The 12591-nt window shown below is 71.6% G+C and carries 9 protein-coding genes and 1 pseudogene; 5 read left to right on the top strand and 5 right to left on the bottom strand.

Going from position 1 to position 12591, the window contains the following annotated elements; all coding sequences use genetic code 11:
• Window positions 1–40: 40 nt before the first annotated feature.
• Window positions 41–1588, bottom strand: a complete 1548-nt coding sequence (locus tag SNA_RS07110) for an MFS transporter (protein WP_044364031.1) — start codon at window positions 1586–1588, stop codon at window positions 41–43.
• 258 nt (window positions 1589–1846) lie between these two features.
• On the opposite strand from SNA_RS07110, the gene SNA_RS07105 reads away from it, so the two are divergent.
• The gene (locus tag SNA_RS07105; RefSeq protein ID WP_044363866.1) at window positions 1847–2902 is read left to right on the top strand and encodes an Lrp/AsnC family transcriptional regulator; all 1056 of its coding nucleotides are present in this window, start codon (window positions 1847–1849) and stop codon (window positions 2900–2902) included.
• A gap of 34 nt (window positions 2903–2936) precedes the next feature.
• Window positions 2937–3167: pseudogene (locus SNA_RS44955) on the top strand (TauD/TfdA family dioxygenase); the annotation flags it as partial.
• A gap of 188 nt (window positions 3168–3355) precedes the next feature.
• On the opposite strand, the gene SNA_RS07100 reads toward SNA_RS44955, so the two are convergent.
• Complete coding sequence (locus SNA_RS07100; RefSeq protein ID WP_044363864.1) at window positions 3356–4180, bottom strand: ArsR/SmtB family transcription factor; 825 nt, start codon at window positions 4178–4180, stop codon at window positions 3356–3358.
• Window positions 4181–4816: 636 nt separating this feature from the next.
• Between SNA_RS07100 and SNA_RS07095 the strand changes: the two genes are divergently transcribed.
• Window positions 4817–5764: an ornithine cyclodeaminase family protein gene (locus SNA_RS07095; protein ID WP_044363862.1), complete on the top strand. Its 948-nt coding sequence runs from the start codon at window positions 4817–4819 to the stop codon at window positions 5762–5764.
• 224 nt (window positions 5765–5988) lie between these two features.
• Here the strand turns inward: SNA_RS07095 and SNA_RS07090 are convergent, their stop codons facing one another.
• The gene (locus SNA_RS07090; RefSeq protein WP_030068768.1) at window positions 5989–6513 is read right to left on the bottom strand and encodes an EF-hand domain-containing protein; all 525 of its coding nucleotides are present in this window, start codon (window positions 6511–6513) and stop codon (window positions 5989–5991) included.
• Window positions 6514–6737: 224 nt separating this feature from the next.
• Between SNA_RS07090 and SNA_RS07085 the strand changes: the two genes are divergently transcribed.
• Window positions 6738–7277 carry a hypothetical protein gene (locus SNA_RS07085; protein WP_030068767.1) on the top strand — a complete coding sequence of 180 codons (540 nt, stop codon included), beginning with the start codon at window positions 6738–6740 and terminating at the stop codon, window positions 7275–7277.
• The gene (locus SNA_RS07080; protein WP_044363860.1) at window positions 7274–8353 is read left to right on the top strand and encodes a cobalamin-independent methionine synthase II family protein; all 1080 of its coding nucleotides are present in this window, start codon (window positions 7274–7276) and stop codon (window positions 8351–8353) included. Before SNA_RS07085 ends, SNA_RS07080 begins: the two co-directional genes overlap by 4 nt.
• Window positions 8354–8533: 180 nt before the next feature.
• Here the strand turns inward: SNA_RS07080 and ppdK are convergent, their stop codons facing one another.
• Together ppdK and SNA_RS07070 are read right to left on the bottom strand one after the other, a co-directional pair.
• Window positions 8534–11281 (bottom strand): pyruvate, phosphate dikinase, encoded by a 2748-nt coding sequence (ppdK, locus tag SNA_RS07075; RefSeq protein ID WP_044363859.1) that lies wholly within the window; start codon window positions 11279–11281, stop codon window positions 8534–8536.
• A 616-nt stretch (window positions 11282–11897) separates the two neighbouring features.
• Window positions 11898–12476, bottom strand: a complete 579-nt coding sequence (locus SNA_RS07070; RefSeq protein ID WP_030068765.1) for a MarR family winged helix-turn-helix transcriptional regulator — start codon at window positions 12474–12476, stop codon at window positions 11898–11900.
• Window positions 12477–12591: the final 115 nt, after the last annotated feature.

Genomic DNA, 12591 nt, shown 5'->3' with positions numbered 1-12591 from the left:
TGCGCCCCGCCCTGCGGCCGCGCCCCTGAGCCCCGGCCTTTCAGCTCCGCCCGTTCACATGCCCCCCTTCACATGCCGCCCCTTCACATGCCCCCTTCGCTTCCGCCCCTTCCGTCGCCTCGTCCGCTCTTCGACGGCCCGGAGCGGTCATGAACGCCGCGGCCGCCCCCGTCGCGAGGAGGAGGGCGACGGCCAGCCCGAAGGCGTTCCGCGCCCCGTTGAGCACCGCGTCCCCCGGCACCGGCCCGTGGACGGCCGCGCCGCGGAAGAAGACCGTCCCTAGCGAGGCGACGCCCAGCGTGCCGCCGAGTTGCTGGACGGCATTGAGCAGGCCGGCGGCGGAGCCGGTTTCGTGCGGGCGGACCCGGTGCAGGGCGGTGGTGAAGTACGGGACGGCGAACAGCCCTTGGCCCAGGCCGCAGACCGCGAGCGCGGGCGGCAGCAGCCAGGGGAAGGAGGTCGCCGGGCCGGTGGCGTAGACCGCGAGGGCGGCCGCCGTACCGAGCAGCAGCGCCGCCAGCCCGGCGAACATCACCCGCGGGCCGTACCGCGGCACCAGCCGGGTGCCCGCGATCCAGGACGAGACCGCCATCGCACCCGACCACGGCAGCAGCGTCAGCCCGGCGGGCAGGACGTCGATATGCGGGCCGAGTTCCAGCTGGAGCACCACGACCAGGGTCAGGCCGTTGACGACGGCGAAGAAGAGCGTGGACGCGGCGAGCGCGGCGAAGAAGCCGCGGTGACGGAACAGCCCGGCCTCGACCAGGGCGCTGCGGCCGCGCCGGGAGCGGTGGCGCTGATGCCAGGGGAAGGCGACGAGGACGGTGACGCCGACGCCGAGGGCCGCCCAGTTCTCCGCCGGCCACCCGGCCGTACCGCCCTCGGCCGTACCGCCGTCGATGAGGGGGAACACGGTCAGGCCGATGCCGAGGACCGCCAGCGCCGTACCGGGCAGATCGAGGCGCGGCCGGTGCGCGGAGCGGTCCTCGCGCAGCAGCGGCGAGGCGAGCAGCACGCCGAGGCCGAGGGGGACGTTGACCAGGAACACCGCCCGCCAGGAGGAGCCGAGCAGATCGGCGTGGGTGAGCACACCGCCGAGCACCGGGCCGCTGACCGCGGCCAGGCCCATGACCGGGCCGATGCTGCCCATGGCGCGGGCGAGTTCGGCACCGTCGAACATCCCGCGGATCAGGCCGATGGTCTGCGGGATCACCAGGGCCGCCGCGGCGCCCTGGACGGCCCGCGCCGCGATCAGCGTCCCGGCCGAGGGCGCCAGCGCGCAGGCCAGCGAGCCGAGCAGGAACCCCACGACCCCGATACGGAAGATGCGGGTGCGCCCGGCGATGTCGCCGAGGCGGCCCCCGGTGATCAGCAGCACCGCGAACGGCAGCGTGTAGGCGGCGCCGTACCACTGGATGTCGGACGCGGGGCCGCCGAGGTCGGCGCGGATCACGGGGGCGGCGACCGGGGTGATGGTGCAGTCGAGCAGATTCATCGCCTCGGCGACCAGCAGCGTGGCCAGGGCGGCCCAGCGCCACCGGTAGAGCGTGGTCGGCGGGGGTGTCGTCGGCGGCGCCTCTGTCGTCATGGGTCCGTCCATGGGTCCGTCCCTTCGTTACATGTTCCGGGTACGTGCGCCGGGTTACGTGTTCCGGGTTACGTGTGCCGGGCCGGGGAGTACCGGCGTCCGGGCGGCCGGAGCGTTCACGACGAGGGTGCGGAGACAGCGGGCGCGGGTTCCACCGGGGACGCGAAGATCGAAGATTTCTTCCAAAGGCCCCCGGGCGGAACGAGATTGATTCCACCCTCTCCGCATCCGTCTGCGCATCCGTGCTTGAGTGGCGTCATGCTCGACGACCTGGACCGCGGCCTGGTGCACGCCCTGCACCTCGACGGCCGGGCACCCTTCAGCCGGATCGCCGCCGCGCTCGGCGTATCGACCCAGACGGTGGCCCGCCGCTATCGACGGCTGCGGGCCGAGGCCGGACTGCGGGTCGTCGGGCTGCCCGACCCGCATCGCGCGGACCGCGCCCAATGGCTGGTCCGGCTCACCGCGACCCCGCGTGCCGCCCAGGATCTCGCCCGCGCCCTGTCCCTGCGGGCCGACACCTCATGGGTCAAGCTCGCTTCCGGCGGCACCGAGATCCTCGCCGTCGTCCATACGCCGACGGGCACCGACGCCGGTCACTCACTGGTGCTGCACGACATCCCCCGCACCTCCGGCATCACGGCGGTCTCCTCCCACTACCTGCTCCACACCTACCTCGGCGGCCCCACCGCCTGGCGCGGGCGGGCCGATGCCCTCACCCCTCGCCAACAGCAGCAACTCCGGCCGTCCGACGGGCCCGACACCGCCGCCCATGCCCCGGCCACCCCTCTCCCGGCCGCCCCTCTCCCGACGGCCCGGCAGCGCCTGGCCGACACCGACCACGGCCTGCTGCGTGCTCTGGAACGCGACGGCCGGGCCGGTCAGACCGAACTCGCCGCCGCCACCGGCTGGTCGCCGGCCACTGTTGCGCGCCGCCTCGCCGAACTCCGTGCCGTCGGCGCGCTCTTCTTCGATGTGGAGATCGACGACGCGGCGTTCGGCGCCACGACGCAGGCCATGCTGTGGATGGCCGTCCCGCCGGCCCACCTCGACCACGTCGCGACCACCCTGGCCGGGCACGACGAGCTCGCGTTCGTCGCCGCCACCACCGGCCCCACCAATCTGGTGGCCCAGGCCCTGTGCCCCGACCCGGCCGCGCTGCACCGCTACCTCACCCACCGCCTCGGCGCCCTCGACGCGATCCGCGCCCTGGAGACGTCCCCCGTACTGCGCACCGTCAAGGCGGCGGGCCCGGTCCCGCATCCCGCCGCGGCCGCCCGCCGGACCTCCCACGGCCGCGGTCCGACGAGCTAGGGGGAACCAGGGCGGTTGGGGAACCCGGGCGGTTGTGGAACCCGGGCGGTTGTGGAACGGAAGGCTCTGTTCTTACGAGAACGGCATCCGAACTCCGAGCCACTGCGGGAATTCGCACGGAATTGGGGAGAGCCGGAGACGAATCCGTTGCCGGGCGGCGGCGTTCGAGAACGTATGGCACACGGAGGTCACCTTCCGCGAACGGCCGCCGAGGGGAACGATGTTGCGGCCGCGCGAGGCACCGAGCGCGGGTGGGGACACGTTGTGGGCCGAAACAGCAGCCACCTACAACTATTTGCCACCGGAAATCCGGACACGGATTAAATTGAACGCAGGCGGTGCCCGACTATCATCCGGGCCGGATCCGCCAGATTCTACCTCACGGCTCAACTGCCGTTATTTCAGGCGGAGTTCCCGTCCGCCCCGGGGGCGCGCCCCTCCCCCACGCCCCGCCTACACCTCAACCGGCCGCGCCCCCCGCAGCAGCGCCGCGCCCAGGGGTGTGAGGGTGTGCAGGACGGCGTTGCCCTGGCGCAGGGTGTGCAGAAGGCCCGCGTCGCGCAGGACGGTTGCGTGCTGGCTGGCGGAGGCCAGCGATATGTCGACACGGCGGGCGAGTTCGCTGGTGGTGCAGCCGACGCCGATGCCCTGGAGGATCTCGGAGCGGGTCTGGCCGACGAGGCGGCCCAGGGAGCGCTCGGGCGGGGAGGGCGGGGTCAGCCGGGGCAGCTGATGCTCGACGGGGTAGACCAGAACGGGCGTCAGGTCCGGGTTGTGGAACGTGACCGGGGTGCGGCGACAGAAGTAGGACGGCAGCAGGAGCAGCCCCCGCCCACCCAGATGGAGGTCGCGGTCCACCGGGTAGTCGCATTCCAGGACGGGCGCGCGCCAGCGGAGCATCGGCGGGAGCGAGGCGAGCAGCCGGTCGGCGCCGCCGTCCAGGAGGGCGCGGCCGCGGGCGGCCCGGTCGGCCTCGATACGGCTCTGGACGCGCGGCCAGCACGGGGCGACGGCGGCCTCGTAGTAGCTCCGGAGGGTGCCGGCGAGGCGGCCGAGCGAGCGGGTGCTGCCCTGGGCCATGTCGCGTATCCATGCCGGGAGCGGACGGGCGGCGGTGGACAGCCGCGCGAGTTCGTCGTGCAGCCGGACGTCCGGGGTGTCGCGCAGCGCGGCGAGCGCCTCGTCCATGCCCAGGAGCCCTTCGGCGGGCGTCAGGAAATCGGGGAAATAGCCCCGGGTGGGCACCAGGGGCGCCAGGAGACGCGTTTCGCCATTCAACCTTCCCCGCGTTTCCGATCGCCATCTGCCGAATGCGGAATCGTCGCGTCTGTCACGCAGGCGGTGAAAGCTCAATACGGTCTCCCACATCGCGTCCGGGCGTGCAGCAATGCGCACCCGGGCCAGATCGAGGCCACTGAAATGGACGCGTAACACCGAACCCCCAGCTTGGTTTCTTTGGTTGACCCCCGGTACGCCCTGAGTATGCACGCCAACACGCGCGGTCACCATGCCCTTTTGGCCAGAGTTGAAACGGGTCGCGCCACCGGGCGGGCGGGCGGAATGCTGTACTCAATTCAACGGCGGTGCGAACGGAACGGATTGCTCGATCCCGTGGGGGGTGATGGGCAAATGACCGGCCGCTCAGCGGTCCCGTTGAAGAGCCGCCTTCCCGCGCCGACCGGGGTGGCGGCAGCTCCCGAGGGGGGAGCCCGGAGAAAGAGCGAGGGCGGCACCTCCGCACAGGTGCCGCCCTCGCCCCGTCCCCGCTCACCCGGTAGCCGCCGGCCGCCGCGCGCCCCGCGCCCGCGCGCCCCGTGCCCGCGCGCCCCGTGCCGGCGCGCCCCGTGCCCGCGCGCCCCGCGCCTGCCCGCCCGGTGCCCGCTCACCCAGCGCCGGAAGGGGGATCATGCCGTTATGACCCGCATCCTGACGCGAAGCGACCTCCTGGCCGTCCTCGATCCCGCCTCGTCGACGGCGGCGTTGCGCGAGGGCTTCCGCGGCGACGGCACGGCGCCGGTCGCCGGGCAGCGGGTGCGCAGCGACCTCCCGTTCCCCGGTACGGCCACGGCCCTGATACCGGGTGTGCTGCCGGGAGTCGCCGCGTACACCGTGAAGGTCAACGCCAAGTTCCCGGGCGCCCGGCCCGCGCTGCGCGGGGTGATCTGTCTGCACAGCGGCGAGGACGGGGAGCTGCTCGCGCTGCTGGATTCGGCCACCATCACCGCGTGGCGGACCGGGCTGGCCGCCGCGCTGGGCACCCATGTCCTGGCCGCGCCCGATCCGGCGGGCACCGCGGTGCTCGGGGTGATCGGCGCGGGGGCGCAGGCCGAGCTGATGGTGCGCGGACTGCGGGGACTGCGGCGGTTCGGGGGCCTGGTCGCGTACGACACCGATGCCGACCGCGCCGCCGCGTTCGCCACCCGGTACGGCGGACGGGTGCTGGGCTCGGCGGCCGAGGTCGCCGCGGCGGCCGACGTGGTGCTGCTGGCGACCTGGTCCCGCACGCCGCTGCTGGGCCTCTCGGACACCCGCCCCGGGCAGCACCTCACCACTCTGGGTGCCGATGAACCCGGCAAGCAGGAACTCTCCGCGGATCTGCTCGACGCCGCGCTCCTGGTGGTCGACGACCGTCAACTGGCCGCCGCCATGGGCGCCCTGGCGGCCGCGGATCTGCCGCCCGGCGCCGCCGGTGCCACCCTCGGCGAGGTGCTGCGCGGCGCACACCCGGGCCGTACGACGGCCGCCGCCCGGACCGTCTACGCGCCCGTCGGGCTTCCCTGGCAGGATCTCGCGCTGGCCTGGGAGGCGTATCGGCGGGCGGAGCGGCTGGGCATCGGCGCCACGATCGATCTGCTCGGATGAGCCGGGAGCCGGGTGAGTCCAACGGCGCGGGCGGGGCCAGGCCCCAAGAGCCCGCCCGGAAGGAGAGCTGCCTCCCGTTTAGCCGGGGTGCCGGGCCGGGATGCCCTACGTGAGCGATGCGCGAGCGGACGGGGCAGTCCCCGTTGGATTGGCCCCGATCGGTTTCCGATCGGGGCCCTCGTCGTTGTCCGGTCTCAGTTTTGATCCAGTGATGCCGTTGGTCATCACGCCGGGATGTACGAGAGCGGCCTGGTGTACAGCGCCGTGCCCATGGGAGAGCCTTCGCCGGTGACGTGGGCGCGGATCGACGCGATGTAGTCGTCGCGGCCGACGCGTCCGTCACCATTGGTGTCCAGGGCCGCGAACGCCGCTTCGGCGTTGGTGGCCGGGTTGTTCAGCGCTGTGCGCAGGGCCGTGAACTCGGACACGCCGAGGGCACCGTCCGCGTCGGTGTCGGCGAGGTCGAAGAGGGCGCCGAGGACGGGTGCGCAGACGGTGTCGAACGCCTCGGCACCGGCCCAGGCCGCGTACTCGTCGAAGGTCATCCCTCCGTCGCCGTCGGCATCCATCGACGCCCACGCCCGCTCGCCGAGCGTGCGTGCGGTGACGACGAGCGGGTCGTCCTCCGTGCGCCCTGTCGCCAGCGCCACGTTCCTGGCGCGCGCCATGTATTCGTCCCTGGAGACGATTCCGTCTCCGTCCGCGTCCAGCATGGCGAAGACGAGCCTCTGCGCGGCTGTTTGGTTCATGGGGGTCCCTTCTGCCGGGGGGAGTTCGCGGGTGAGTGCTGTATTCCGGTTCGGCTGTCCTACCCCTCGGCTTGAGGGCCAAGGCACCTATCCGGTGGGCGCGGGGGCACGTCCAGCGCGCGGGGCAGGTCGTGCGCGGGTGGTGTGCCGCAAGGCGCCGGGGGCGGCAGGAGCGGACCGGGGTAGTCACGGCTCGTTGGAGGACCGGATTCCGTGGAGGGTGGATGTTCAGCAAACACGGCGCCGCAGTGGCGCTGAGTTCCCGGCCCCTGGTGGGCTCGTCGATGGTGTGGGCTCCAGCCGGCCAGGCCCACGGGCCCGAGCACAGAGAGAGCGTCCTGTGCACGGGCTCCAGCGCCGGCATGTACGACCCGCCCCTGACCCTGCTGCCCCGCAAGACCCGAGTTCGCACTCACGCCGGCTACGACTGCACGGTCGCGCCCGGCCGGACGATGCCGGCCACCGGCTACCTGGAAGGGGAGTCGCCCTCAGCGTCCTGCGTCCAACTCGACGGTCCGCACCTCAAGGAAGTCGTCAAATACGCCGACGGGAAACGGTCGTTGATCGCCTACTCCAGCGGCACCAGCGTCCGCGTCGCCGACCTCCTCATCGCCAGGCTGTCGGGCCGGGTCGTCGAGGGCCGCGGCGAAGGACGGTCGGCACAGCGGACCGTGTCCGCGCTCTCCCGTCAGCTGCCGACCGAGTGCCTCTCCTCCGGGCTGACGGGAAGCACCGGCAAGGCGCAGCTGGAGATCGGATCATGAGCCGGGCCGAGGTCGGGATTCCCACCGAACCGATCGGCAGCATCCCCCGGCCCGCCGGGCTGCTCGCCGCCATGGCGGACCATGCCGCGGGCCGGATCGGCGACGAGGAACTCGCCGCCGCCCAGGACCGCGCGGTCGCCGACACCATTCGCCGCCTCGAGGAGATCGGCTCCCCGGTCGTCACCGACGGCGAGCAGGCCAAGCCCAGCTTCGCCACCTACCCCCTGACCGGCCTGGACCACCTGGCCCCCGACGGCGTCGTCATCCCCTTCGCCGACGGACACCAGCGGCAGCTACCGCGCCTGACGGCCGGGCCGATGCGCTACGGCGTGCACGCCGACCGCTACCTGCGCGCCGCGCTCCGGCACGCGACCGTACCGGTGAAACAGGCCGTCATCGCGCCCTCGGCACTCAGCCTGCTCTACCCGCCCGACGGCATCGACGGCTACCCCCGCGAAGCCTTCCTCGACGACCTCACCACCGAGGCCGAGGCCGACATCCGCGGCTGTCTGGACGCCGGCGCGCACCGCGTCCAGCTCGACTTCACCGAAGCCCGCCTCGCGCTGAAGCTCGACCCGAGCGGGGGCGTGCTGGAGCAGTTCATCGCCCTCAACAACCGTGTCCTGGACCGTTTCTCCACTGCCGAACAGGCCCGGATCGGGATCCACACCTGCCCCGGGGGCGATCAGGACTCCACCCACAGCCTGGACGTCGACTACACGGCCCTGCTGCCCGCACTGCTCCGGCTCAAGGCCGGAGCCTTCTCCATCCAGCTCGCCAGCGAGCCCGAACCGGACAAGGTCCTCGCCGTCCTCGCCGAACATCTTCCCGGCCAGGCCCGGGTGTTCATCGGCGTAACCGACCCGATCGACCCACGTATCGAGACACCCGAGCAGGTACGCGACCGGGTCATGGCCGCCGCCCGTCACCTGCCCGTCGACCGCCTGGGCACCTGCGACGACTGCGGCTTCTCCCCCTTCGCCGACGACACCTCCACCTCCCGCGACACAGCCTTCGCCAAGATCCGCGCCCGCATCGAAGGCACCGCCCTGGCCGCCCGCGAACTGGCCGGCTGAGCTTCGGCGGAGACGTGGCCACGCCGCGATGCGGGCGAGGGCGGCACCTCCGCACAAGGTGCCGCCCTCGTTGGGGTGACCGGAGCCGACAGCCAAGCAGGTTGAGGGTCGGGTACCTGGCGTATGCCGGCTCCGGTGGTGTGGCGGGGTGCCGCGGCCCGGCCGCGGCACCCGTTTCGGTCAGCGGCTGTCGCTGCCCTGCGACTCGGCCGCCGCGCGGCCCGCCTCCAGCCGTGCGACCGGGATGCGGAACGGGGAGCAGGAGACGTAGTCGAGGCCGACCTCGTGGAAGAAGTGGACCGACTCCGGGTCGCCGCCGTGCTCACCGCAGACGCCGAGCTTGAGGTCCGGGCGGGTGGCCCGGCCGGCCGCTGCGGCGCTGCGGACCAGGGAGCCCACGCCGTCCTTGTCGATGGTCTCGAACGGGCTGACGCCGAAGATGCCCTTCTCCAGGTAGGCGGTGAAGAAGCTGGCCTCGACGTCGTCGCGGGAGAAGCCCCAGACCGTCTGCGTCAGGTCGTTCGTACCGAAGGAGAAGAAGTCCGCCGACTCGGCGATCTGACCGGCCGTCAGCGCGGCGCGGGGCAGCTCGATCATCGTGCCGAGGGCCAGGTCGAGCCGTACGCCCGCGGCGGCGGCGACCTCGGCGATGACCTTCTCGGACTCCTCGCGGACGATCTCCAGCTCCTGGACGGTGCCGACCAGCGGGATCATGATCTCGGCGCGCGGGTCGCCGCCCGCCTTGCTGCGCTCGGCCGCGGCCTCGGCGATCGCCCGTACCTGCATGGCGAACAGGCCGGGGATGACCAGTCCGAGGCGGACACCGCGCAGACCCAGCATCGGGTTCTGCTCGTGCAGCTTGTGCACGGCCTGGAGGAGGCGCAGGTCGTTCTCGTGCTTCTCGTGGCGGGCCTCGGCGAGCGCGACGCGCACCGACAGGTCGGTGATGTCGGGCAGGAACTCGTGCAGCGGCGGGTCCAGCAGCCGTACGGTCACCGGCAGCCCGTCCATCGCCTCGAACAGCTCGGTGAAGTCGGCCTTCTGGAGCGGCCGCAGCTGGTCGAGTGCGGCGTCCCGGTCGGCGTCGGTGTCGGCCAGGATGAGGCGCTCGACCAGTTCGCGGCGCTCGCCGAGGAACATGTGCTCGGTGCGGCACAGGCCGATGCCCTGGGCGCCGAAACGGCGGGCGCGGGCGGCGTCCTCGGCGTTGTCGGCGTTGGTGCGCACGGCCAGGCGGCGCTGGGAGTCCGCGTACGTCATCAGCCGGTGCACGGACTTGACCAGGTCGTCGGCGTCGGCGGAGGTCGCGTCGACCTTGCCCTCGAAGTACTCGACGACCGGGGACGGCACGACCGGCACCTCGCCGGCGTAGACCTTGCCGGTGGAGCCGTCGATGGAGACGACGTCGCCCTCCTCGATGACGGTCCCTTCCTGGGTCGTCATCCGGCGGGTCTTGGTGTCGACCTCCAGCTCCTCGGCGCCGCAGACGCAGGTCTTGCCCATGCCGCGGGCGACGACGGCGGCGTGCGAGGTCTTGCCGCCGCGGGAGGTGAGGATGCCCTCGGCGGCGATCATGCCGTTGAGGTCGTCGGGGTTGGTCTCGCGGCGGATGAGGATGACCTTCTCGCCCGAACGCGACCATTTGACGGCGGTGTAGGAGTCGAAGACGGCCTTGCCGACGGCCGCGCCCGGGGAGGCGGCGATGCCACGGCCGATCGTCTTGGACTTCGCGTCCAGGTCGAAGCGGGGGAACATCAGCTGCGCCAGCTGTCCGCCGGTGACCCGCTGGAGGGCCTCGGCCTCGTCGATCAGGCCCTGGTCGACGAGCTGGGTGGCGATGCGGAAGGCGGCACCGGCGGTGCGCTTGCCGACGCGGGTCTGGAGCATCCACAGCTTGCCGCGCTCGATGGTGAACTCGATGTCGCACAGGTCCTTGTAGTGCGTTTCGAGCGTCTCCATGATCTGCATCAGCTGGTCGTACGACGCCTTGTCGATCTGCTCCAGGTCCGCGAGCGGGACCGTGTTGCGGATACCGGCGACGACGTCCTCGCCCTGCGCGTTCTGGAGGTAGTCGCCGTAAACGCCCTGGTGGCCGCTGGCGGGGTCGCGGGTGAAGGCGACGCCGGTGCCGGAGTCGGGGCCGAGGTTGCCGAAGACCATGGAGCAGACGTTGACGGCCGTGCCGAGGTCGCCGGGGATGCGCTCCTGGCGGCGGTAGAGCTTGGCGCGGTCGGTGTTCCACGAGTCGAAGACCGCGCGCACGGCGAGGTCCATCTGCTCACGCGGGTCCTGCGGGAAGTCGCGGCCGGTCTCCTTGGCGACGATGTCCTTGAAGTGCCCGACCAGGCCCTGAAGGTCGGCCGCGTCCAGGTCGACGTCGACGACGACGCCCTTGGCGCGCTTGGCGTCTTCGAGGGCCTCCTCGAAGAGCTCGCCGTCGACGCCCAGCACGGTCTTGCCGAACATCTGGATGAGGCGGCGGTAGGAGTCCCACGCGAAGCGCTCGTCGCCGGCCTGCGTGGCAAGGCCGGAAACCGATGCATCGGACAGGCCGATGTTGAGGACGGTGTCCATCATGCCGGGCATCGAGAACTTCGCACCGGAACGCACCGATACGAGCAGCGGGTCGTCGGCCTGGCCGAGCTTCTTGCCCATCTGCCGCTCAAGGGCATCGAGGTGCTCGGAGACCTCGGCACGCAGTGCCGCAGGCTCCGCGCCGCTCTCAAGGTAGACCTTGCAGGCTTCGGTGGTGATCGTGAAGCCGGGAGGGACGGGAAGTCCCAGGTTGGTCATCTCCGCGAGGTTGGCGCCCTTGCCACCGAGGAGGTCCTTGAGGTCCCTGTTGCCTTCGGTGAAGTCATAGACGAACTTCACCGCCGCGGACGCGGACGCGTTCGGGTTTACGTGGGGATCTTGTGTTTCCGGCACGGCACTGACTCCTCGCCGACGGGCTGCCCTGACGGCGAGGAACATACCCAGATCGAAGGCGTATGGGTACGTCCACTTGGTCGACATACGTGCGTAACCGAGCGCCAGCCAGCGGATCGATGGTGATCTTGCATGCTGGCTTAAGTTCACTATCTGAAGTCATCATTCCGCTACGCAGTCGGAACGGGCCATTCAGTTACTCACTGCAATCGTTCACTTGATCAGTCGAACGCTTCTCGCCTGGCACCCAGTGCCATCATTGGAGAGGTGGAGTCGACCATGAAGTGCTCATGTGAGCGGCACCCCTATCAGGGGTGGCGAGAATCACGCGCTCATGTGTGACCAGGTTCCATCATTTGGACCCTGTTCCGCGAGATGATCAAGGTGTGCGGCGATGTCGGCACCCGGGCATATCGACCGGGAACCGGCTGCTCGTCCCGTGCTGTGAGACACGGCGTGACGCGATCCGGCCATAGTTCCGGCCCGGCGGGGATCCCCGCCGGGCCGCCCGGTTTCGTATACGGGGCGGGAGTTCGTGCGGTTCCTGGGGCCTCTTCGGTTCTCAGGACCTCCGCGGCTCTCAGGACCTCCGCGGCCCTCAGGACCTCCGCGGCTCTCAGGCCCCTTTCGGCCGCCGGCCGCTGCGCCGCGGGCGTGGGTCCTGGCCGCCCAGCAACTCCGCCCGGCGGTCCGCGCCATGCGTTTCGACCTGGTCGACGATCCGGCGCAGCAGGTCCGCCAGGTTCAGGACCTCGTCCTCGGCCAGCGCATCGGTGACGAAGGACTCCTCGGCGTGGAACTGGGGGAAGAGACGCGTCATCAGCGTCTCGCCCTCGGGGGTGAGGGCGAGCAGGGCGAGCCGGCCGTCCTTGGGGTGGGCGCTGCGCTCCAGCAGGCCGCGGCCCTGGAGCGTATGGGCGACGCCGGTGAGCGTGCCCTTGGAGATCCCGGCCTCCTCGGCCACCCGGCGGGTCTCCATCTGGCCCCAGATCCACACCACCCACAGCACGACGAAGGAGGTCCAGGTCAGATCGACCGTGCGCAGGACGGAGTTCTCGAAGTGCTGGCGTACGGCGGCCGCGGCGCGGTAGATGCCCGCGACCGCGGCCATCTGCGCGTGCTGGACGGGTGTGTCGCCGAGCTTGGCCTGGACCGCCTTCTCCGTGTCCCCGATGGAACGGTAACCGCTCGCCACGGCTTCTCCCTCGATCGCGCCCGGTTCCGTACGCGGAACCCGTACGGGCTCAATCGATACCGCGGCCGGGGCCGCGCGGGCCGGATCCCCCGCCCTGAGGGGCCACGGGATGTCA

Source organism: Streptomyces natalensis ATCC 27448 (genome assembly GCF_000935125.1).
GTDB lineage: Bacteria > Actinomycetota > Actinomycetes > Streptomycetales > Streptomycetaceae > Streptomyces > Streptomyces natalensis.
Note: the sequence above shows the minus strand (reverse complement) of the source record. Positions and strands in the feature narration are given on the sequence as shown.

Coding starts and splice junctions, on each gene's coding strand:
- SNA_RS07110 (WP_044364031.1), bottom strand. CDS start 1,588: ATGACGACAGAGGCGCCGCCGACGACACCCCCGCCGACCACGCTCTAC.
- SNA_RS07105 (WP_044363866.1), top strand. CDS start 1,847: ATGCTCGACGACCTGGACCGCGGCCTGGTGCACGCCCTGCACCTCGAC.
- SNA_RS07095 (WP_044363862.1), top strand. CDS start 4,817: ATGACCCGCATCCTGACGCGAAGCGACCTCCTGGCCGTCCTCGATCCC.
- SNA_RS07090 (WP_030068768.1), bottom strand. CDS start 6,513: ATGAACCAAACAGCCGCGCAGAGGCTCGTCTTCGCCATGCTGGACGCG.
- SNA_RS07085 (WP_030068767.1), top strand. CDS start 6,738: ATGTTCAGCAAACACGGCGCCGCAGTGGCGCTGAGTTCCCGGCCCCTG.
- SNA_RS07080 (WP_044363860.1), top strand. CDS start 7,274: ATGAGCCGGGCCGAGGTCGGGATTCCCACCGAACCGATCGGCAGCATC.